Below are 21,239 nucleotides of genomic sequence, written 5' to 3'. Positions count from 1 at the left end.
ACGTGCCCCGTCCCCTGCTCGGCCACAGAAGAGAGACCCTGACCCATGTCCTGGCTGTCGAGATTCAGCCTCGCGCAACGGGCCCTGATCGGGCTGATGTCGATCATCGCGCTCGTCTTCGGGGCGATCGCGATCCCCCAGCTCAAGCAGCAGTTGCTGCCCACCATCGAACTGCCCATGGTGTCGGTCCTCGCCCCGTACCAGGGTGCCTCGCCGGACGTGGTCGAGAAGCAGGTCGTCGAGCCGATCGAGGACAACCTCGAGGCCGTCGACGGCATTTCGGGCGTCACCTCGACGGCCAGTGAGGGCAGCGCCGTCATCATGGCGTCCTTCGACTACGGCCCGGACACCCAGCAGCTCGTCGCCGACGTCCAGCAGGCCGTGAACCGGGCCCGCGCCCAGCTCCCGGACGACGTGGACCCGCAGGTCATCTCCGGGTCGACGGACGACATCCCGACCGTCGTCCTCGCCGTCACCTCGGACAAGGACCAGCAGGCGCTGGCCGACCAGCTCGACAAGACGGTCGTCTCCGAGCTGAAGAACATCGACGGCGTCGCCCAGGTCGTGGTCGACGGCGTACGGGACGTCCAGGTCACCGTCACGCCGGACCAGGCGAAGCTGGCCGAGGCGGGTGTGGCTCCGCAGGCGCTCGCCCAGTCCCTCCAGGCCGGCGGCGCGACCGTCCCGGCGGGCTCCTTCGACGAGGACGGCGCCAACCGCACCGTCCAGGTCGGCGGCGGCTTCACCTCGGTCAAGCAGATCCAGGACCTCATGGTCACCGGGGAGGGCGTCGACGAGCCGGTCCGCCTCGGCGACGTCGCCACCGTCAAGGAGGAGGAGGCCAGGGCCGACTCCCTCACCCGCACCGACGGCAAGCCCTCCCTCGCGGTCGCCGTGACGATGGACCACGACGGCAGCGCGGTCTCCATCTCGAACGCCGTCGAGGACAAGCTCCCCGACCTGCGCGAGCAGCTGGGCTCCGGCGCGACCCTCACCGTCGTCAGCGACCAGGGCCCGGCGGTGTCCAAGGCCATCTCCGGCCTGACCACGGAGGGCGGGCTCGGTCTGCTCTTCGCCGTCCTGGTCATCCTGGTCTTCCTGGCGTCGATCCGCTCCACCCTGGTCACGGCGGTCTCCATCCCGCTGTCGGTGGTGCTGGCGCTGATCGTCCTGTGGACGCGCGACCTGTCGCTCAACATGCTGACGCTGGGCGCGCTGACCATCGCCATCGGCCGCGTCGTCGACGACTCGATCGTGGTCCTGGAGAACATCAAGCGCCACCTCGGCTACGGCGAGGAGCGCCAGGAGGCCATCCTCAAGGCCGTCCGCGAGGTCGCCGGAGCGGTCACCTCCTCCACGCTCACCACCGTCGCCGTGTTCCTGCCGATCGGTCTGGTCGGCGGCATGGTCGGTGAGCTGTTCGGCTCCTTCAGCCTCACCGTCACCGCGGCGCTCCTGGCGTCCCTGCTGGTGTCGCTGACGGTCGTCCCGGTCCTGTCGTACTGGTTCCTGCGGCCTCCGAAGGGCACCCCCGAGGACGCGGCCGAGGCCCGGCGCCTGGCCGAGGAGAAGGAGGCCAGGAGCCGCCTGCAGCGCATCTACGTCCCCGTCCTGCGCTTCGCCACCCGCCGCCGCCTGACCAGCGTGGCCATCGCGGTCGTCGTGCTGGTCGGCACCTTCGGCATGGCGCCGCTGCTCAAGACCAACTTCTTCGACCAGGGCGAGCAGAAGGTCCTCAGCATCAAGCAGGAGCTGGAGCCGGGCACCAGCCTCGGCGCGACCGACGCCCAGGCCAAGAAGGTCGAGAAGCTGCTCGGCGACACCGACGGCGTCAAGGACTACCAGGTCACCATCGGCTCGTCCGGCTTCATGGCCGCCTTCGGCGGCGGCACGGACACCAACCAGGCCTCGTACCAGGTGATGCTGGAGGACTCGGCGTCCTACGAGGACGTCCAGGACCACCTCGAGGACGGGCTCGCCAAGCTCGACGGCATCGGCACCACCACGGTCGCCGGCGGCGACGGCTTCGGCAGCCAGGACCTGAGCGTCGTGGTCAAGGCGGCCGACGCGCAGGTGCTCCGCGACGCCTCCGAACAGGTCCGCAAGACGGTCGCCGGGCTCGACGACGTCACCGACGTCACCAGCGACCTGGCGCAGAGCGTGCCGCGCATCTCGGTCAAGGCCAACGCCAAGGCGGCCGAGGCGGGCTTCACCGACCAGACGCTCGGCGCCGCCGTCGCCCAGGCCGTGCGCGGCACCCCGGCGGCCAAGGCGACGCTGGGCGACACCGAGCGCGACGTCGTCATCAGGTCGGCACAGCCCGCCGAGACGATGGACGAGCTGAAGGCGCTGAACCTGGGCCCCGCGAAGCTCGGTGACATCGCCACCGTGCAGCTGGTGGACGGCCCGGTCTCGATGACCCGCATCGACGGCCAGCGCGCGGCGACCGTCACCGCCAGGCCGACCGGCGACAACACCGGCGCGGTCAGCACCGACCTGCAGACGAAGATCGACGGTCTCGACCTGCCGGCCGGTGCCACGGCCGAGATCGGTGGCGTCACCGCCGACCAGGACGAGGCGTTCGTCAACCTCGGTCTCGCCATGCTCGCGGCCATCGCCATCGTGTTCATGCTGCTGGTCGGCACCTTCCGGTCGCTGGCCCAGCCGCTGATCCTGCTGGTGTCGATCCCGTTCGCGGCGACCGGCGCGATCGGCCTGCTGATCGCCACCGGCACCCCGATGGGCGTCCCGGCGATGATCGGCATGCTGATGCTGATCGGCATCGTGGTCACCAACGCGATCGTGCTGATCGACCTGATCAACCAGTACCGCAAGCAGGGTTACGGCGTCGTCGAGGCCGTGCTCGAGGGCGGCCGCCACCGTCTGCGCCCCATCCTGATGACGGCCCTGGCGACGATCTTCGCCCTGCTCCCGATGGCGCTGGGCGTCACCGGAGAGGGCGGCTTCATCGCCCAGCCGCTCGCGGTGGTCGTGATCGGCGGCCTGATCACCTCGACCCTGCTGACCCTCCTCCTCGTGCCGACGCTCTACGCGATGCTGGAGCTGCGCAAGGAGCGGCGCGCGAAGAAGCGGGCCGCGAAGAAGGGCCTGCCCGAGCAGTCGAAGCCCGCTCAGGAACCGGAGCCGGCCCAGGTCTGACACTCGTCGGTACGGCGGAGGGGCGCTCCCGTGAGCTTTCACGGGAGCGCCCCTCCGCGTCGCGCGGGCGGGGGATCGGAGCGCGGTCGGCCGCGCGGCTCCTCAGTGCTCGCGCAGGAAGAACTCAGTGCTCGCAGAGGGAGAACTCCCGCTCGTAGAGCTGCTCGTTGTGCTCGTCGACGAAGAACTTGCGCTCCCGCATGAGCTCTTCGCGGTAGCCCTTGGCCTCTTCGAGCGTCATGGTCGAGGTGCCGGCCCAGGGCTGCTGCGGCGGCACGTCGGAGGTCGAGACGATCCGCTCCGAGGGGTCGATCAGGAAGAACGCGAGGATCTTGCGGTGGCCCGGGCGGGTGGCGTCCGCGAGGCGGAACTCACTGACGCGGTGCTGCAGGACGTTCGGGAACGCCAGACAGCGGCCCGCCGGGGTCGACGCCGACCCCAGCACCTGGTTCAGCGCGCCCTCGCTCTCCAGGCCGTAGACCTCGCGCACGCCGGTGTGGTCGCTCTGCTCGTAGCCGGGCTCACCGACCGCCGTCCGGAAGCTCAGCCGGCTCTCCGTGATGTTCTCGCTGTCCCAGTAGTAGATGCCGGTCGAGACGATCCGCTCGTTCAGCATTCCCTCGACGTGCCAGGAACCGCCGGAGTACTCGGGCCGGTCAGGGGTGAGGTGGATGGTGGCGAGCTTGACGACGACCTGGAGACGGCGGCCGCGCAGGTCGACGCGTGCCGTGTTGCCGGGCGGCTCGGGCGCGGTGAACTCCGGGGCGTCCGGGACGATCGGCCGGCGGTTGTCCCACCAGGCGTCGTAGGCCTCTTCCCAGGCCTCCACGGCCTCTTCGTAGGCCTCCTTGTCGCTGAAGGAGTCCTCGTCGGGGTCCTCCGGCTCCTCCGACTCGTCGTACCACCCGTAGGGATCGGCCTCGATCCGCAGGGGACGCGGGTGGCGCAGGTCGGTGAGTACGTTCTCCAGCAGCGGGCGCATGCGCGAGAACAGGTCGGGCAGGACGGACGCCAGTTCGCGATGGTCCTCGGGGTGGACGTTGTTGACGTAGGAACGGAACGTGACGTCGCCGCCGTCGCTGACGTCCACGTCCGTGGGCAGCCACTGGAACTTCTCCGAGAACTCGTACTTCGTGTAGTGGCCCGCCGGGTTCGACCAGGCCTGCCCGGGTGCGCCGCTCACGCCCCGCACCAGGCAGAACAGGGAGGGGTGGACCAGGTCCAGTACCTGGCCTGCGGACCCGGGATGCCAGTCCCGCTCCTCCTCGGGGGCCTCTTCCAGGACCCGGACCGCCTCGGCCAGCCGGGAGCGGAGCTTGTCGTCGATCAGCGTGTCCGACTGCCACACCCCGTCGACGGCGGACACCTCGGCGCCGGTCCGGGCGTCCCGCAGCGCGGCGTAGTGCGCGAGTTCGGCGAGCACGTAACGGACCTGCGCCTCGGTCAGGCCCTGTTCGGCCGCTTCCCGCGTCCACCTGGCGACGATGCCGGGGTCGTTCATCTTGTCGGACCACCCCGGCTTCGACCGGATGTGGGCACTGCACCGGATTATCTCGAGTTCCCGCAGCGTCCGGGGAGGTGCGGTCGACAGGGACGAGTTGAAGGGAAGAGGGAAGGGGGCAATGGGCACGCCGGTCACTGCTCTGGGATCCTTACGTCGGTGTACGGGCGGCGGGAAGCCTACGGCAGCGCACTGACACACGACCGTGGGTTCCGCCCGCCCGGACCCGGCCCGGTCACGGCAGTGCCGGCAGCCGCTCCTGCTGGTGTCGATCCCGTTCGCGGCGACCGGCGCGATCGGCCTGCTGATCGCCGGCCCTGCTCCTCGTCCCGACGCTCTGCGCGATGCCGGAGCCGCGCAAGGCGCGGCGCGCGAGGAAGCGGGCCGCCAAGAAGGGCGGCGGCGACGTACCGCCGCAGGCGGAGGCATCGGACGAGCCGGCGGGCGGGCACCGGCGTTTGCCCTGGCCCGGGGCATATTCCCACCGGACCCGCCCGCGTATTGACAGTCTTGATGTGGGTATCGATTTCGTTCCCCAACAGGTCGTGGACATGGTGACTGCCCCTCTCGTAACTTTCTGGGTGTCGCCTTCTCCGATGATTCTTCGACCTGCGGACGGGAGTAATGGACGAGATATCCACGGCGCTTTCCAGCCGTTTCATCGTTACCAGCGTGTCGTCGGACGCGCACATGTGGAACCTTGTTTTCCTGCAATTGCTGCTGGAAGAGCGAGGTGCGGAAGTAGTCAACCTCGGCGCCTGTGTCCCGGACGACGCGATCCTCGCCGAGTGCCGTCGGCAGCGCCCCGACGTCCTGGTCGTGAGCACCGTCAACGGTCACGGCCACCTCGACGGTCTCCGGCTCATCGAGCAGATCCGCAGGGATCCCGAACTGGCCGAACTGCGTGTGGTCATTGGCGGGAAACTCGGAATCCGGGGGGCTGAGAACGCTCGGTTCGGCTCCGAGCTCGTGGCTGCCGGCTTCGATGCCGCGTTCGAGGCGGAAGCAGGAATGGCCGAATTCGAATCCTTCCTCGGCGGGCTGGAGAAAGGGCCTTCGCGGGAACTGGCAATGGCAGGACAGGAGGGTGCGGCATGAATGCCCTGCAGTCGTCCACCGCCCCCGCCTCAGGCCGTTTCTCCCGCTACGTCAGACGCAGCCGCGAAGAGGGTCGGCTGGTGGTGCAGCCGCGCATGGGGTTCGCCGACACGGCCACCATGCGCCGGGGCCTCGAAGCCGTCCGGGGCGTGCACGCGGCGTCCGTCGGAACGGTGACCGTCGACAGCTACACCCGCGTCAACGACCACGTCTCCGCCCGGCGGGCGCTGGACCGGGGTGACGACCTCAACGGGTACCCGGTCGTGGCCCACGGCGAGGAAGAGACCCGGCGGCTGCTCGGCGGTGTGTCCGGCGACGACTTCCCCGTCCAGTTCCGGCACGGCTCCGCCCTGCCGCGGGAGTTGTTCGGCACGTTGGCCCGCGTCGGCGCGGACGCCACCGAGGGCGGGCCGGTGTCGTACTGCCTGCCCTACAGCAGGGTGCCGCTGCCCCAGGCCACCGAGGCCTGGGCCGAGTGCTGCCGCATCCTGGCCGACCGGCCGGAGCCGATGCACCTGGAGAGCTTCGGCGGCTGCATGCTCGGCCAGCTGTGCCCGCCGAGCCTGCTGATCGCGCTGAGCGTGCTGGAGGGGATGTTCTTCCGCGAGAACGGCATGCGCAGCATCTCCGTCAGCTACGCGCAGCAGACCGACCCGCAGCAGGACCTGGAGGCGCTGGCCGCGCTGCGCCGGCTCGCCGCGCAGTGGCTGGGCGACGACGTCGACTGGCACGTGGTCCTCTACACGTACATGGGCGTCTTCCCGAGGACGTCGGTGGGTGCCTACCGCATGCTGGAGGACAGTGTCCGCCTCGCGGTGCGCAGCGGCACCGAGCGGCTGATCGTGAAGACGGCGGTGGAGGCGTACCGGATTCCCACCATCGAGGAGAACGTGGACGCGCTGGAGTTCGCCGCCGCCGTGGAGGCGGAGGAGCGAAGCCGGCCGCCCGCCGCGGAAGCGGTACGGCAGACCGGCATCTACGAGGAGGCGCTGCGGCTGATCACATCGGCGCTGGCCTTCGGCGACGACGTCGGATCGGCGCTGGTGGGCGCCTTCGCCCACGGTCACCTGGACGTGCCGTACTGCCTGCACCAGGACAACGCCAACCGTTCGCGGGCGGCGATCGACCCGAGGGGCACCCTGCGCTGGTCCGACCCGGGCGCGATGCCCGTGGCCGCCTCGTACCACCAGGGCACCGCCAAGGTGACCGCCCGTTCCCTGATCGACATGCTGGGCTACAACGAACGCCGGTTCGACCGCGAGGAGCTGGTCGGCGCGGCAGTTAAGGGGATGCTGTGACTTCCGCGACTTCTGTGACTTCCGCGGCCTCTGTGACTTCCGCGGCTTCTGGGACTGGGACTGGGACTGCTAGGACTGCTGCGACTGCTGGGACGCAAAGGACCGTCGCGACGCTGGACGCGGTGCGCGACCGGGGAGCCGTACGGGCCGTGGTCAGCCAGGGCATCCGGGGCCTGTCCATGCCGGACGGCCGGGGTTCGTGGAGCGGGCTGGACGCGGACGTGGCCCGCGCGGTGGCCGCGGCGGTGCTCGGTGATCCGGGTGCCGTGCAGTGGCTTCCGTCGGACCCCGTCGAACGGCTGACCTGGCTCGACTCGGGCGACGCCGACGTGGCCACCTGCAATCTGTCGTGGGTGCTCAGCCGCGAGACCTCCCATCCCGTCCTGTTCGCCGGCGTCACCTGCTACGACGGCGAGGGCTTCCTGGTGCGGAGCGGGGAGCGGATATCCGTTCCCGAGCAGCTCGCCGGACGGCGGGTCGCCACTCAGGCGGGCACCACGACCGCGGGCAACCTGGCCGAGTGGTTCGGCGCGCGCGGGCTTGAGGTGCATCCGGTCGCCTACGCGACACCCGCCGAAGCACTGGCCGGTTACGCGGACGGCACGTGCGCGGCGTATGTGCTGGACCGCATCGCCCTGGCCGGCGCCCGGGCCACCCTGCCCCGGCCGGCGGACCACGTGGTGCTGGAGACCGCCATCTCCCGGGAGCCGATGGCCCTCGCCGTCCGTGACGACGATCCGGGCTGGTTCCGGGTGTGCCGGTGGGTGCTGCAGTTCCTCATCGGGGCGGAGAACGCCGTGAGCGAGGGCGGCACCGCCCATGCCGTCGCCGACCTGGCGGGCCGGCACGGTCCGGCGCTCGGCCTCGACGCGCACTGGGCGCACCGGGTCCTTGACGCCGTCGGCACCTACGCCGACGTCTACGAACGCAACCTCGGCCCCTCGTCGGGCCTGAACGTCGCCCGTGGCGCCAACGCCCTGTGGAACGCCGGCGGGCTGCACTACCCGCTGCCTCTGCACTGAGGTCCCGCTGCCTCCGCACCGCGTTCCGAACCGGCGTTCCGCCAGCTCCGGGGCCTGTCGGGCGGCCCCATCGACGGCCTTGATGAAGGCATCGATTTCGTTCCCGAGCAGCGTGTGGACCGGGTCGAACGAGACGCCGTAGCGTCCTTGTATCAGCCCGGATTCCTCCGGAACCGAACCTCCCGGCAGGCCCCCTCGCCCTTCCCATCACAGCAGGAGTGTGTCATGAGCACATCAACTTCAACGCAGTCGTCGGCCCCGCCCGCACGCTCGGAGGCGCACGGCGCCACCGAACTCACGGCGGCCATGCTGCTGTCCGGCACCATCGGCGTCTTCGTCGTCGAGTCCGGGGCCTCGCCGTTCAACGTCGTCTTCTACCGGTGCGTGTTCGGCACCCTCTTCCTCGGCCTGTACTGCGCGCTCCGAGGCCTGTTCAAGAACCACGGGTTCACCCCGAAGAAGCTGGGCCTGGCCGCCCTCGGCGGCGTGTTCATCGTCTTCAACTGGGCCTTCCTGTTCGAGTCCTACGACAAGACGTCGATCTCCGTGGCCACGGTCGTCTACCACACCCAGCCGTTCTTCGTGGTACTGCTCGGGGCCATCCTGTTCAAGGACCGGATCACCTCCCGCAAGGCCGGGTGGCTGCTCGTCGCCTTCCTCGGGCTCCTGCTCGTCTCCGGCATCTCCGCGTCCGACTTCTCCAGCGGCAGCACCTACCTGGTGGGCGTCGGCTACGCCCTGCTCGCCGCCCTGTTCTACGGTCTGTCGACGGTCATCACCAAGCGCGTGACCGGAGTGAAGCCCCACCTCGTCGCCCTGGTCCAGGTCGTGCTGGGCATCCCGCTGCTGCTGCCCTTCACCCAGCTCGGCCAGAGCGCGGACTTCGGCACCGGCTGGCTGTGGCTCGCCGGCCTCGGTTTCCTCCACACCGGGGTGATGTACGTGCTGATGTACTCCGCGTACCAGAAGCTGCCCACGTCGAAGATCGCCGTGCTGGCCTTCATCTACCCGGCCGCCGCCATGGTCTGCGACTGGGCCGTCTACGGCCACCACGTCAGCTGGCTCCAGGCGCTGGGCATCCCGCTCATCGTCGTGGCCTCCCTCGGCATCAGCCTCGGCTGGAGCCTGCGGCCGCGACCCGCCACCGCGGAGGCGGCCCCCGCCGTCGAGGAGGCGGCCCCCGCCACCGCGGAGGAAGCCCCGGCGCAGCCGGTCGCCACGGCCGGCAAGCGCACCACCGTCTGACTCCCCGCCCCGTCTCCCGCGGCCCCGAACCCGCCGCCCCCGCGCCCCTGTTCGAATCCGCATCCCGAGAGGACCCTCGCCATGCCCCGAGTCACCGACGCGACCGCACCGCGCATAGCCCTGGTCGGCGCCACCGGAGTCGTCGGCACCACTCTCCTGCAGCTCATGGAGGAACGCGGCTTCCGCTACCGCGACCTGGCCCTGGTCGCCTCCGCCCGCTCCGCCGGCCGCGAGGTGACCACCGAGGGCCACACCTACCGGGTGCACGACCTGGACGGCTACGACTTCACCGGCACCGACATCGCCTTCTTCTCCGCCGGCGCCCGGGTGAGCACCACCTTCGCCCCCAAGGCCGTCGCCCAGGGCGCCCTCGTCATCGACAACACCAGTGCCTTCCGGATGGACCCCGACACCCCCCTGGTCGTCCCCCAGGCCAACGCCCACGAGCTCGGCGACCGCCCGGCGAGCGGCATCGTCGCCAACCCGAACTGCTCCACCATCCCGCTGGTACGGCTGCTCAAACCGGTCCAGGAGCGCTGGGGCGTCCGCCAGGCGGTGGTCAGCACCTACCAGGCGGCGTCCGGAGCCGGCTACTCCGGCATCGACGAACTGCGCGCCGGCGCCCGGGCCGTCCTCGACGACCCCGACGACGCCGGGGTGACCGGGACCTTCAGCCCGTCCCTCGCCTTCGACGTCATCCCGCAGATCGACCGCCTCCTGGACGACGGCTTCACCTTCGAGGAGCAGAAGATGCTCCAGGAGTCCCGGAAGATCCTGTCCCTGCCGCACCTGGACATCACCACGACCTGCGTGCGCGTCCCCGTGGTCAACAGCCACTCCGAGGCCGTCTGGATCGAGGCGCACGACACCGTCGACCGGGAAGAACTGGTGCGGCTGCTCGCCGAGCAGGACGAGGTCACCGTCCACGACCTGCAGACCCCCGGCGCCTTCCCCACCCCGCGCACCGCCGGCGACCCCAACCACGTCCACGTGGGGCGCGTCCGCGTCGCCGCCCACAACCCGCGCGGGTTCTGGCTGTGGATCGTCGCGGACAACGTCCGTATCGGCGCCGCCCTCAACGCGCTGCAGATCGCCGAAGTACTCACCGAACGAGGTGTGCTGTGACCATTCCCGCCGTCCTGAAGTTCGGAGGCTCCACCTTCCCCGACGTCGAGGCCTACGCCGACCTCGCCCAGGCCCTGCGCCGGCGGATCGAGGAGGACGGGCGGCCCCTGGCCGTCGTGGCGAGCGGGATGCCCGGCGAGACGGAGAAGCTGCGCGGCCGGCTGCACGAGGCCGACCCGCAGCCCGAGGACGCCACCGTCGCGGGGCTCCTCACCCTCGCCGACACCGTCAGCGCCCACCTCCTGGCGGCCGCCCTGCACCGGGCGGGAGTGGCGGCCACCGTCCTGGCGGGCCATCAGCAGGGCCTGGTCACCGACAGCACCTTCATGTGGGCCAAGGTGGAGCGGTCGGACGCCGAGCCGCTGCGCCGGGCCTTCGAGGAACACCAGGTCGTCATCGTGCCGGGCGGCCAGGCGGCCGACGCCCAGGGCCGGCCCACCTGGCTCGGCAAGAACAGCTCCGACCTCTCGGCCGTCCTGGTCGCCGCCGCGCTGGGCATCGACCGGGTCGAGATCCATTCCGACGTCGACGGCATCTACAGCGCCGACCCGAACGTGGTCGCCGACGCCCGCCTGATCCCCGAGATCACCTACGACACCGCCGCGCTGATGTCCCTGTACGGGGCGAAGGTCCTGCACCGCAGGTCGGTGCGGACCGCCCAGCAGCACGGCATCACCCTGATCTGTCGCCACAACAAGGCCCCCTTCGCCTCCGGCACGGTCATCAGCGCCGAGGGCGCACCGGCCACCGGCGTCGTCGCCAACACCAGGTCCAGGGTGCTCGCCTACGCCACCGAGACCGACGCCGACCGGGCGCACAGCGTCTTCCACAACGAGGGAGTCGACACCGTCCGCCTGGAGGACGGCCCGCACCTCGCGGTCGTCGGCGGCTACCTCGACATCGACCACTTCCAGCAGGTGCACCAACTGCCCCCGGCGCGGGACATGGGCGTCCTGGTCGCCGAGATCACCGGCAGCCGCGCCACCACCCACATCGCCGCCGACGCCGACCAGGCCCGCGCACTCGCCAGGAAGCTCCACGCCGACCTGCCCGCCCCCGCCCCCAAACTGCACGCCCTGTAAGCCCGCGACCTTCACCGAAGGGAATATCACCATGAGCGCGTCCACCGTCGAGACCGCTGCCGCACCGCAGACTCTTGCCCTGATCGACCTGCCCGACGCCGTGCGCGACACCCTCGGGCGGGAGCTGGCCGCCGAGCCGGATCCCACGCTGGACATCGACCGCACCATGGCCCGCTACCACCAGATCTTCGCCGGCCTGCCGCTCGACCGGCTGCAGCGGATTCTCGACTTCGGCCGCCACAACGAGACCCCGGGCGTCGGCTACGTCCGCAACCTTCCCGTCGACCCGGAGCTGCCCGCCACTCCGGCGAACGGCGGCCCGGCGCCCGACAAGAAGACATTCGTCGCCGAGGGAGTACTGCTCGGCCTGTCCGGTCTGCTCGGGGAGCCGGTCGGCTTCCTCACCGAGAAGAAGGGACAACTCGTCCACGACGTCATCCCCGTCAAGGGCGGCGCGACGACCCAGACGAACCAGGGCTCGACCGTCTTCCTCAACTTCCACAACGACATCGTCCACGACGCCGTCGGCCGTTACGACGTCAGCAACCCCGACTTCCTCGTCCTCAGCTGCCTGCGCGCCGACCACGAGGGCGTCGCCGCGACGCACTACGCGGATGCCCGGGACATCTCACGCGCCCTCGACTCCCGCACCCTGGAACTGCTGCGCAGCCCGCTCTTCAGGCTCAACGCCCCCGGCAGCTACGTCCGCGACGTGGCCGGCGGGCGCGAGGTGCTCTCCGACCCGGTGGCCATGATCAGCGGACCCGAGCAGTTCCCGGAGATATCCTCCTCCGCCAACGGTGTGCGGGCCATGACCACCGCCGCCGAGGCAGCCCTGGACCGGCTGCAGGCCGCCTGCCGCGAGACCGCCCACCAGGTCTTCCTCCGGCCGGGCGAGGCACTCCTGATCAACAACCGGAAGGGGCTGCACGCCCGCACGCCCTTCACCGCCCGCTACGACGGCGCCGACCGCTGGCTGCAGCGGACCTACGTGCGCCGCAGCCAGTGGTCCATCCGCTACCGGCAGACCGAGGGCGACCGCCGCGTCCACTACTGATCGGCTCCCGGACGCGGATGGGGGCGGGGTGCACGGCACCCCGCCCCCACGGCGTGCACCCGTGCACGGAACCGCACGAACCAGACCGCGAGAAGGCCCCCTGAGGGACGAAGAGAGGAACCCATGGACGTCATGACCGCCGTACTGAGCCGTCGCAGCGCACAGCACCTCGTCGAACCCGCCCCCAGCGACGAGGAGTTCGGATACCTGCTCCGGGCCGCCGCCACCGCCCCCGACCACGGGCGGATCCGTCCCTGGCGCTGGGTCCTGGTGCGCGGCGAGGGACGTACCGCCCTGGGCCGCTGCTTCGCCGACGAGAGCCCCGTCACCGACGCGGAGCGGTCCCGGACGGAAAGCAGAACACACCGCGCACCGCTGCTCGCCACCCTGGTGTTCACACCGGCCTCCGGCCACCGGGTGCCCGAGTGGGAGCAACTGGCCGCGACCAGCGCGATGACGACTTCGCTCATGCTCCTGCTGCACGCCCGCGGGTTCGGCAGCATCTGGCGCACCGGCAGGTTCACCGAATCCGACGCCGTCAGCCGGCTGCTGGGGCTGAGCAGCGGTGAACGCCTGCTCGGCTGGCTGTACATCGGCTCGGCCGACGAAGCACAGCCGTTCCGGCGGAGGCTGCCCGACGACGTGAGTGACCGGGTGTCCGCCTTCGCACCCGAACCCGCCCTGGTCTGAGACGGCAGTGAGACGGCAGTGAGACGGCAGTGAGACGGCCGAGTGAGGGGGAGGGGGGAGCCGACGGGACGGGAGGGACGGGAAGGGAGGGAGAGGAGGGGCGGACGGGAAGCGCATCATCCCGACTTGCTGAGCGGCTGCTCCTCCTGCATCAAGCGCACGGTCTGGTCGATGAACAGCTTCAGCTCCCGCGACAGCCGCTTGCCACTGCGCCACGCCAACTGCGTGTACACGGTGAACGGCACGGGCCAGGCCAGCGCCGCCAGTTCACCCTTGTCCAGCTCACTCGCCACCGTCACCCGGGGCAGCAGCGAAACCCCCAGTCCGGACACCACCCCGCGCTTGATCGCCTCGATGGTGCCGAACTCCAGGCACGACGTGGTCTCCGCGCCCTGCAACTCCTCCTCGAACAGGGAGCGGTAGGCGCACCCGGCCTCCGTCGCCAGGATGGACGTCTTCCGCAGGTCGTCGATCGACACACTCTCCTGCCCGGCCAGCGGGTGGTCCGGAGCCGCGACGACCACCAGCGGCTCCTCGGCCAGTACGACGGTCTCCAGGCCCTGGTGGCGGGTGTGCTCCTCGATGAGGAAGCCGATGTCGAAGGTGCCCTGACGCAGGGCGTGGCAGGTCTCGGCGCACAGGCTCGGCCGTAAGGACAACTGCACCTTGGGGTAGCGGTGGTGGACGAACTCGAGTAACGGGGGCATCCGGTAGGAGGTGATGCTCTCCATCGTGCCGATCACCAGGTTGCCCGCCGGGCCGTCCCCGCCGGCCAGGTCCGCTCGCGCCGTCTCGGCCAGCTCCAGGATCTGCTCGGCGTACTGGAGCAGCCGCTCACCGGCGGGCGTCAGACGGATGCGTCCGCCGAGGCGGTCGAAGAGCTCCACCTCGAGCGAGGTTTCCAGGGCACGGATCTGTGTCGTCACGCTCGACTGGGCATAGCTGAGTTCCTCGGCGGCGCGCGTGAAGCTCAACAGGGTTGCGACCTTCTGGAATGTCACCAGTTGACGGATCTCCACGGGCCCTCCAGCCACTGGAACGGTCTGTACCAGAGTGATCGTGCCTGTGATCGACGCGTCGCGCAGCATCAGCAAAGACGACGAAACATTACATAAGCGAACCTGGCTACACAGGGTGAGGTGATGTGCATCACTTGTGTATGTCGCTGCGCGTATGTCACTGGAGGGGGAGTGCTGTGCGGGGCCGTGGGGGGCGGCCCCCCCCCCCCCCCCCCCGGGGGGGGGGGGGGGGGGGGGGGCCGCCCCCGCCCCCCCCCCCCCCCCCCCGGACCGGTGGCCGGGCGGGGCCGTCGCGCCCGGGGCCGGTTACGGCAGCGCCAGCATCCGCTCCAGGGCCAGCTTCGCGAACGCCTCCGTCTCCCGGTCGACCTCGATGCGGTTGACGAGGGTGCCCTCGGCCAGGGATTCGAGGGTCCAGACCAGGTGCGGGAGGTCGATGCGGTTCATGGTCGAGCAGAAGCAGACCGTCCTGTCGAGGAAGACGATCTCCTTGTCCTCGGCGGCGAAACGGTTCGCCAGTCGGCGGACCAGGTTCAGCTCGGTGCCGATGGCCCACTTGGAACCGGCCGGGGCCGCCTCCAGGGCCTTGATGATGTACTCGGTCGAGCCGACCTGGTCCGCGGCGGCCACGACCTCGTGCCTGCACTCGGGGTGCACCAGGACGTTCACGCCCGGTATGCGCTCGCGCACGTCGTTGACCGAGTCGAGGCTGAAGCGGCCGTGCACCGAGCAGTGGCCCCGCCACAGGATCATCCTGGCGGCGCGCAGCTCCTCTGTGGTCAGCCCGCCGTTCGGCCGGTGCGGGTTGTAGACGACGCAGTCCTCCAGGGACATGCCCAGCTCCCGGACCGCCGTGTTGCGGCCGAGGTGCTGGTCGGGGAGGAAGAGCACCTTCTCGCCCTGCTCGAAGGCCCAGTTCAGGGCCCGCTCGGCGTTGGAGGAGGTGCAGATGGTGCCGCCGTGCCTGCCGGTGAACGCCTTGATGTCGGCGGACGAGTTCATGTACGAGACGGGCACGACCTGCTCGGCGACGCCCGCCTCGGTCAGCACGTCCCAGCACTCGGCGACCTGCTCGGCCGTCGCCATGTCCGCCATCGAGCAGCCGGCGGCCAGGTCGGGCAGGACCACCTTCTGGTCGTCGGAGGTGAGGATGTCGGCCGACTCCGCCATGAAGTGCACACCGCAGAAGACGATGTACTCGGCCTCCGGGCGGGCGGCCGCGTCCCGGGCCAGCTTGAAGGAGTCGCCCGTGACGTCGGCGAACTGGATGACCTCGTCGCGCTGGTAGTGGTGACCGAGGACGAAGACCTTGTCACCGAGCTTCTCCTTGGCCGCGCGGGCGCGTGCGACCAGGTCCGGGTCGGAGGGCGAGGGCAGGTCGCCGGGGCACTCCACACCGCGCTCGCTCCTCGGGTCGGCCTCGCGGCCGAGCAGCAGCAGGGCGAGGGGCGTCGGCTGTACGTCGAGCTCCTGGGTTTGGGCGGTGGTCACGACACGCACCCTTTCTTTTCTCGTCGACCCTTTTCGTCGAATTGACGCTATATATCATAGCCGCTTCACGTCACTTTGACGATGCCCATAGTGTCGGTGTGACGTGAATCCCGGCGCCGGGAAGGCACCCTCGGGCCGCTGACCGCGCGCGGGGGCGTGTGCGAGCATGAAGGGGACAGGACGCCGAGGAGAAAGACTCGGCCCGCCCGGAATGAATCCGCGGCTCCGGCGGTTGACGTCGTCGGCAAGCAGTCTCCGTACAACCCGGGAGAGATGTAGATGTCCGTATCGGACGAGACCACCACCGTCACCGACGGCATCATCCTGACCGACGCCGCCGCGTCGAAGGTCAAGGCGCTGCTCGACCAGGAAGGCCGTGACGACCTCGCGCTGCGCGTCGCCGTCCAGCCCGGCGGCTGCTCCGGCCTGCGCTACCAGCTCTTCTTCGACGAGCGCTCCCTCGACGGCGACGTGGTGAAGGACTTCGGCGGCGTCAAGGTCACCACGGACCGCATGAGCGCGCCGTACCTGGGCGGTGCCACCGTCGACTTCGTCGACACCATCGAGAAGCAGGGCTTCACGATCGACAACCCGAACGCGACGGGTTCCTGCGCCTGCGGCGACTCCTTCAGCTGAGCCGCGCGGCGTCCGGGTGAGGACGCGAAGACGCCAGGACGAGGGCGGCGGCCCGGGGTAAAACCCGGGCCGCCGCCCTCGTTCCGTTCCGTTCTCCTGGCGTCCGTGACCGGTCCCCGCCCGTCACTGGCCCCCGCCCGTCACCGGCTCCCGCCCGTCACCGGCCCTCGGCCGGTGCCGGAAGCCGTGCGCCCGGCTTGTACGCCGGCACCCGCTCGCCGTCCGCCCCGACGACCTTGCGGTCGGCGAGCGGCTCGTCGAGCCGCACCGTCCGCTCGTACTCCTTGGCGATCAGGATGCAGACCTTGCCGGGGTGCGGGGTCTCGGTCACCGTGACGGTCACCGACCCGTCGCTCTCCTCCGCCTTCGCGTCGTAGTCGGAGCACACGCCGCCGGTGAAGTGCACGGTCAGCTCGCCGTCCCCGGCCGTGTAGCCGCTGACGTCCACGTTCCGCGGCTTGGACGGCGCCGAGGACGGCTCGCCGGAGGGCGGCGGAGTGGGGGTCGGGGTGGGCGAGGCGGGGGCCGCCGCCGTCAGGTACCGCGGCTCGACCGCCGGATACGTGACCGTGACCGCGTCCCGCGCACCCGGCATCCGCACCTCGAACAGCCACGACGGCACCAGTGTCTGCCGTCCCCGCACGGGGTGCGCGGCCAGCCCGAACACCGCGTCCTCGACCGTGGCCGCCTGCTTCCCGCTCCCGGACTTGCCCGGGGCGCCGGTCGGCAGTCCGCAGGGCAGGTCCGACCCGGCGCCGTCCTGGTGCGGTACGGGACTCGCGCAGCCGCCGATGCCCGCGCCGGTACCGCTGCCCGGCGCGTTCAGCAGCGCCAGCGTCTCCTTCGCGTCCAGGACCGGATACGTGTCCCCCTTGACCGGCGCCTTCACCTGCCCGCTGCCGCCGACCACCTCGCCCTGCGCGCCGACGACGACGCCGGTCGTCCAGCCGTACGTGGGCAGCCCGCCGACCTCCGGTTCCGCGTTCACCGCCCGCTTGGCGCCCATGACCTGGCTCGCGTCCAGCTTGGCGCCGTCCTGGCCCAGCTCCTTCAGCACGGGCGCCGCCGCCTCCTTCGCGGCCGCCTCGCCCACCGGGCTGCCGTCGGCCGACGGGGCCTTGCACTCGGCGCCCTTCTTGCAGTTGTCCGTGCGGGGCGTGTAGCGGTGGAAGGTCCAGGTGCCCGGCGCCTGCCGGTCCACCGTGAGCAGGGGCCCCGAACCGTCCTTCGCGTTGCCCGCCTTCCACGCGTCGCCCTGGACGCGGGGTGCGCTCCCGACGCCCAGCGCCTCGGCCAGCCGGGCCACCTCCGCCTCGGTGACATCGCCCTCCGCCCGGTACACCGGCGCCGAACCGGGGCCCTCGGGGAGCGAGCCGTCGGCCCGGTAGGTGACGCCGTGGGGGTCGGGCTCGCCGGGCGCGATGCCGTGGGTGCCGCCCTCGGGGGACGTGGTCCGGTCGTCGAGGGGGAGGGGCGGGGGCGTGTCGTCGCCCGACGCGCCGGACGACGTACCGCCGTCCGTGCCGTCGCCGGCGGCGGACGTGGCCAGATAGCCCCCGCCGGCTCCCAGGAGCAGCACGGCGGCGGCGACCGACGCGACCGCGACCGCCGGGGGGCGCCGCCGCGCGGGACGCCCTGCGCCGGCCTCGCCGGCGGCGGTGGCGTCGTCGTTGTCGGGTCGCTCGGTGTTCACCGCATCGCTCCTTCGGCTGTTGCTGGGGACAGCCATGGGACGCGGTGGGCGCGGATCCGGTTCCCGGCGACGCGCGCGTCACCCGAAGCGACGGCGCGTGCCACCCGAACGGCCCCGGAGTCCGCCGGGTCCCTCAGTCGCCGTAGTCCGACATGGCCTCCAGCAGCCGGGCCGACGTCTGCGGCACCCGTACGCCGTGCAGGAGCGAGACGGGCACCGGCCGGGCGGAGACACGTACGGGGGCGGACCAGCGCGGCGTCATCCGGGCGCAGTCCCCGCGCAGCGAGGCCAGATCGCCGTCCAGGTCGGCCGGGGCGGGGTCGGCGGTCCTCAGGTTCGTCATAACAGCACCGTAGGCACACCGGCCCCGCGGAGAAAGTTGTACTACCGGGTAGTTTCGCCTGCTTCAGCGCGGGCTCCGGCACCGGCCGGTACCGGCGCCCGTACCCGCGTCCGTGGCTGCCGTCCCCGCCCGCGTCGGGCAACGGCTCAGTACCTGTCCGGCACCTGCTTCAGCCCGGCGCCGCCGCCGGGTAGCGTGAACCGTCAACCCGCCTCCCCTCAGGAGAGAGTCCACGTCGTGCGCATCGCAGTCACCGGCTCCATCGCCACCGACCACCTCATGACCTTCCCCGGCCGATTCTCCGACCAGCTCGTCGCGGACCAGCTGCACACGGTCTCGCTCTCCTTCCTGGTCGACCAGCTGGACGTACGCCGGGGCGGCGTCGCCGCGAACATCGCCTTCGGCATGGGCCAGCTCGGCACCAAGCCGATCCTGGTCGGCGCGGCCGGCGCGGACTTCGACGAGTACCGGGCCTGGCTGGACCGGCACGGCGTCGACACCGGCTCGGTCCGCATCTCCGAGACCCTGCACACCGCCCGCTTCGTCTGTACCACCGACGCCGACCACAACCAGATCGGCTCCTTCTACACGGGCGCCATGAGCGAGGCCCGCCTCATCGAGCTGAAGACCGTCGCCGATCGCGTGGGCGGCCTCGACCTGGTCTCCATCGGCGCCGACGACCCGGAGGCGATGCTCCGGCACACCGAGGAGTGCCGCGCGCGGTCCATCCCCTTCGCCGCCGACTTCTCGCAGCAGATCGCCCGGATGAACGGTGACGAGATCCGGATACTGCTGGACGGGGCGACCTACCTCTTCTCCAACGAGTACGAGAAGGGGCTCATCGAGACCAAGACCGGCTGGAGCGACGCCGAGATCCTCGACCGCGTCGGCCACCGCGTCACCACCCTCGGCGCGCGGGGCGTACGCATCGAGCGGGCCGGTGAGCAGACCATCGAGGTCGGCGTCCCCGACGAGGAGCGCAAGGCCGACCCCACGGGCGTCGGCGACGCCTTCCGCGCCGGGTTCATGTCGGGACTCGCCTGGGACGTGTCGCTGGAGCGGGCGGCGCAGGTCGGCTGCATGCTCGCCACGCTGGTCATCGAGACCGTCGGCACCCAGGAGTACCAGCTGCGCCGGGGCCACTTCATGGAGCGGTTCACCAAGGCGTACGGCGACGAGGCCGCGGCCGAGGTCCAGGCGCACCTGGGCTGAGTCCCGCCCCGGGCGGCCTACCCGGTCCGGCGGACCAGGTAGGCCGTTCCCCGTTCCGCCGGCTCCTCACCCGCGTACTCCTGGCCCCGCATCTCGCACCACGCCGGGATGTCCAGGCGGGCCGCCTCGTCGTCGGACAGGACGCGGACCGTGCCGCCGACGGGGACGTCGCCGATGACCTTGGCCAGTTCGATCACCGGGACCGGGCAGCGGCGGCCGATCGCGTCCACGACCAGCTCGGCCCCCGCCTCCCGGGCCCTCTCCTCCCGGACGGGTCCGGTCCGCGCCGGTGCCCCCAGCTTTTCCCGCACCGCGGCCACCGTGCCCGGCAGCACCTCGAGGAACCGCTCCACGTCCTCGGCCGGTGTCCCCGGCGGCAGTGACACCCGCACGTTCCCCTCGCTCAGCACGCCCATCGCCTTCAGGACGTGGCTCGGCGTCAGCGTGCTGCTCGTGCAGGACGATCCGGACGAGACGGAGAAACCGGCGCGGTCCAGCTCGTGCAGCAGAGTCTCCCCGTCGACATAGAGACACGAGAAGGTGACGATCCCGGGCAGCCGGCGCTCCGGATCACCGACCACCTCCACGTCCGGCACCAGACCCGGCACGCCGGCCCGGATCCGGTCCGTCAGCTCCCGCAGCCGGGCCGCCTCGTCCGCCGCCTCGGCCCGCACCGCCCGCAGGGACGCCGCCGCGGCGACGATCGCCGGGAGGTTCTCGAAGCCCGGCGCCCGGCCCGACTCCCGCTCGTCCCGGGGCCCTTGCGGCGCGAAGCGGACTCCCTTGCGCACGACGAGCAGCCCCACCCCCGAGGGCCCGCCCCACTTGTGGGCGCTGCCCGTGAGCAGCGACCAGTCGCCCTCGACCCGCTCCCAGCCCAGTGACTGGGCGGCGTCCACCAGCAGCGGCACGCCCGCCGCCCGGCACAGCTCCGCCACCCGGGCCACCGGCTGCTCGGTCCCCACCTCGTGGTTGGCCGACTGGAGACAGGCCAGCGCGGTGTCCGCACGCAGGGCCGCCGCGTACGCAGCCGGGTCCACCGCGCCCGTCCGGTCCACCGGGACCTGCGCGACGCTCCCGCCGTCGGCCTCGTGCACCTCGGCCGCGTGGAGTACGGAGGAGTGTTCGACGGCTGACACGATCAGGTGGCGCCCGGCACGCCGCCGCCCGGCCAGCGCCCCCGCCGCCCCCGCGTGCACGGCGCGCGTCCCCGAAGGGGTGAACACCAACTCGTCCGCCCGGCACCCCACGGCCTCGGCCGCGGCCTCCCGGGCGGCGTCGAGCAGCAACCGCGCCCGCCGTCCCTCCCGGTACAGCCGGGCCGGATCCGCCCAGCCCTCGTCGAGCGAGGCCAACAGGGCCTGGCGGGCAACGGGATGGAGAGGGGCGGCGGAAGCAGCGTCGAAGTAGGCCACGGGGCAACGCTAGAACGTCCGGGCGGGCCGGCACCCCCGAAGGGGCGCGGGGAAGTGTCCGGCATGCGGATCCGCCGCGTGGCCGCGACGAGCCGCGACGCACCGTCAGCCGTCGGGAAACACCCGCTCCCACCCCCCGCGGGCGCCCCCGCC

The 21,239-nt window shown here is 71.3% G+C and carries 17 protein-coding genes; 11 read left to right on the top strand and 6 right to left on the bottom strand.

Features of this window, described 5'->3' with window-relative positions:
* The first annotated feature begins 45 nt into the window (after window positions 1-45).
* Window positions 46-3,159 carry an efflux RND transporter permease subunit gene (locus HZS56_RS27595; RefSeq protein ID WP_216723499.1) on the top strand — a complete coding sequence of 1,038 codons (3,114 nt, stop codon included), beginning with the start codon at window positions 46-48 and terminating at the stop codon, window positions 3,157-3,159.
* A 124-nt stretch (window positions 3,160-3,283) separates the two neighbouring features.
* Here HZS56_RS27595 and HZS56_RS27590 read toward each other — a convergent pair whose 3' ends face one another.
* The gene (locus tag HZS56_RS27590; RefSeq protein WP_216723498.1) at window positions 3,284-4,798 is read right to left on the bottom strand and encodes a DUF4246 domain-containing protein; all 1,515 of its coding nucleotides are present in this window, start codon (window positions 4,796-4,798) and stop codon (window positions 3,284-3,286) included.
* A 486-nt stretch (window positions 4,799-5,284) separates the two neighbouring features.
* On the opposite strand from HZS56_RS27590, the gene HZS56_RS27585 reads away from it, so the two are divergent.
* The 8 genes from HZS56_RS27585 (at window position 5,285) to HZS56_RS27550 (ending at window position 13,277) form a co-directional block, all read left to right on the top strand.
* A complete protein-coding gene (locus tag HZS56_RS27585; RefSeq protein ID WP_216723497.1) occupies window positions 5,285-5,758 on the top strand; it encodes a cobalamin B12-binding domain-containing protein in 474 nt (157 codons plus the stop codon).
* A complete protein-coding gene (locus HZS56_RS27580; RefSeq protein WP_216723496.1) occupies window positions 5,755-7,056 on the top strand; it encodes a methylaspartate mutase in 1,302 nt (433 codons plus the stop codon). The genes HZS56_RS27585 and HZS56_RS27580 overlap by 4 nt, the downstream gene beginning before the upstream one ends.
* 122 nt (window positions 7,057-7,178) lie before the next feature.
* Window positions 7,179-8,078, top strand: a complete 900-nt coding sequence (locus HZS56_RS27575; protein ID WP_308408173.1) for a type 2 periplasmic-binding domain-containing protein — start codon at window positions 7,179-7,181, stop codon at window positions 8,076-8,078.
* Window positions 8,079-8,303: 225 nt separating this feature from the next.
* Window positions 8,304-9,323: a DMT family transporter gene (locus HZS56_RS27570; protein ID WP_253914984.1), complete on the top strand. Its 1,020-nt coding sequence runs from the start codon at window positions 8,304-8,306 to the stop codon at window positions 9,321-9,323.
* An 81-nt stretch (window positions 9,324-9,404) separates the two neighbouring features.
* A complete protein-coding gene (locus tag HZS56_RS27565; RefSeq protein ID WP_216723495.1) occupies window positions 9,405-10,448 on the top strand; it encodes an aspartate-semialdehyde dehydrogenase in 1,044 nt (347 codons plus the stop codon).
* Window positions 10,445-11,530, top strand: coding sequence for an amino acid kinase family protein (locus tag HZS56_RS27560; RefSeq protein WP_216723494.1), 1,086 nt, complete (start codon window positions 10,445-10,447; stop codon window positions 11,528-11,530). Before HZS56_RS27565 ends, HZS56_RS27560 begins: the two co-directional genes overlap by 4 nt.
* 31 nt (window positions 11,531-11,561) lie before the next feature.
* Window positions 11,562-12,587, top strand: a complete 1,026-nt coding sequence (locus HZS56_RS27555; RefSeq protein ID WP_216723493.1) for a TauD/TfdA family dioxygenase — start codon at window positions 11,562-11,564, stop codon at window positions 12,585-12,587.
* Between the two features lie 123 nt (window positions 12,588-12,710).
* A complete protein-coding gene (locus HZS56_RS27550; RefSeq protein ID WP_216723492.1) occupies window positions 12,711-13,277 on the top strand; it encodes a nitroreductase family protein in 567 nt (188 codons plus the stop codon).
* 116 nt (window positions 13,278-13,393) lie between these two features.
* Here the strand turns inward: HZS56_RS27550 and HZS56_RS27545 are convergent, their stop codons facing one another.
* Window positions 13,394-14,278, bottom strand: coding sequence for a LysR family transcriptional regulator (locus tag HZS56_RS27545; RefSeq protein ID WP_308408175.1), 885 nt, complete (start codon window positions 14,276-14,278; stop codon window positions 13,394-13,396).
* A gap of 324 nt (window positions 14,279-14,602) precedes the next feature.
* Window positions 14,603-15,787, bottom strand: a complete 1,185-nt coding sequence (gene nadA, locus HZS56_RS27540) for a quinolinate synthase NadA (RefSeq protein WP_216723490.1) — start codon at window positions 15,785-15,787, stop codon at window positions 14,603-14,605.
* Window positions 15,788-16,066: 279 nt separating this feature from the next.
* Between nadA and HZS56_RS27535 the strand changes: the two genes are divergently transcribed.
* Window positions 16,067-16,423, top strand: coding sequence for a HesB/IscA family protein (locus HZS56_RS27535; RefSeq protein WP_216723489.1), 357 nt, complete (start codon window positions 16,067-16,069; stop codon window positions 16,421-16,423).
* 157 nt (window positions 16,424-16,580) lie between these two features.
* Here the strand turns inward: HZS56_RS27535 and HZS56_RS27530 are convergent, their stop codons facing one another.
* Complete coding sequence (locus HZS56_RS27530; protein ID WP_216723488.1) at window positions 16,581-18,116, bottom strand: hypothetical protein; 1,536 nt, start codon at window positions 18,114-18,116, stop codon at window positions 16,581-16,583.
* Between the two features lie 133 nt (window positions 18,117-18,249).
* Window positions 18,250-18,459 carry a hypothetical protein gene (locus HZS56_RS27525; protein ID WP_216723487.1) on the bottom strand — a complete coding sequence of 70 codons (210 nt, stop codon included), beginning with the start codon at window positions 18,457-18,459 and terminating at the stop codon, window positions 18,250-18,252.
* Between the two features lie 237 nt (window positions 18,460-18,696).
* Between HZS56_RS27525 and HZS56_RS27520 the strand changes: the two genes are divergently transcribed.
* Window positions 18,697-19,671, top strand: a complete 975-nt coding sequence (locus HZS56_RS27520) for a carbohydrate kinase family protein (protein ID WP_216723486.1) — start codon at window positions 18,697-18,699, stop codon at window positions 19,669-19,671.
* Window positions 19,672-19,688: 17 nt separating this feature from the next.
* Here the strand turns inward: HZS56_RS27520 and HZS56_RS27515 are convergent, their stop codons facing one another.
* Complete coding sequence (locus tag HZS56_RS27515) at window positions 19,689-21,086, bottom strand: cysteine desulfurase/sulfurtransferase TusA family protein (protein WP_216723485.1); 1,398 nt, start codon at window positions 21,084-21,086, stop codon at window positions 19,689-19,691.
* Window positions 21,087-21,239 lie beyond the last annotated feature (153 nt).

This window comes from Streptomyces mayonensis (assembly GCF_018982965.1).
Lineage (GTDB): Bacteria > Actinomycetota > Actinomycetes > Streptomycetales > Streptomycetaceae > Streptomyces > Streptomyces mayonensis.
Note: the sequence above shows the minus strand (reverse complement) of the source record. Positions and strands in the feature narration are given on the sequence as shown.

Coding starts and splice junctions, on each gene's coding strand:
- HZS56_RS27595 (WP_216723499.1), top strand. CDS start 46: ATGTCCTGGCTGTCGAGATTCAGCCTCGCGCAACGGGCCCTGATCGGG.
- HZS56_RS27585 (WP_216723497.1), top strand. CDS start 5,285: ATGGACGAGATATCCACGGCGCTTTCCAGCCGTTTCATCGTTACCAGC.
- HZS56_RS27580 (WP_216723496.1), top strand. CDS start 5,755: ATGAATGCCCTGCAGTCGTCCACCGCCCCCGCCTCAGGCCGTTTCTCC.
- HZS56_RS27570 (WP_253914984.1), top strand. CDS start 8,304: ATGAGCACATCAACTTCAACGCAGTCGTCGGCCCCGCCCGCACGCTCG.
- HZS56_RS27565 (WP_216723495.1), top strand. CDS start 9,405: ATGCCCCGAGTCACCGACGCGACCGCACCGCGCATAGCCCTGGTCGGC.
- HZS56_RS27555 (WP_216723493.1), top strand. CDS start 11,562: ATGAGCGCGTCCACCGTCGAGACCGCTGCCGCACCGCAGACTCTTGCC.
- HZS56_RS27550 (WP_216723492.1), top strand. CDS start 12,711: ATGGACGTCATGACCGCCGTACTGAGCCGTCGCAGCGCACAGCACCTC.
- HZS56_RS27535 (WP_216723489.1), top strand. CDS start 16,067: ATGTCCGTATCGGACGAGACCACCACCGTCACCGACGGCATCATCCTG.
- HZS56_RS27525 (WP_216723487.1), bottom strand. CDS start 18,459: ATGACGAACCTGAGGACCGCCGACCCCGCCCCGGCCGACCTGGACGGC.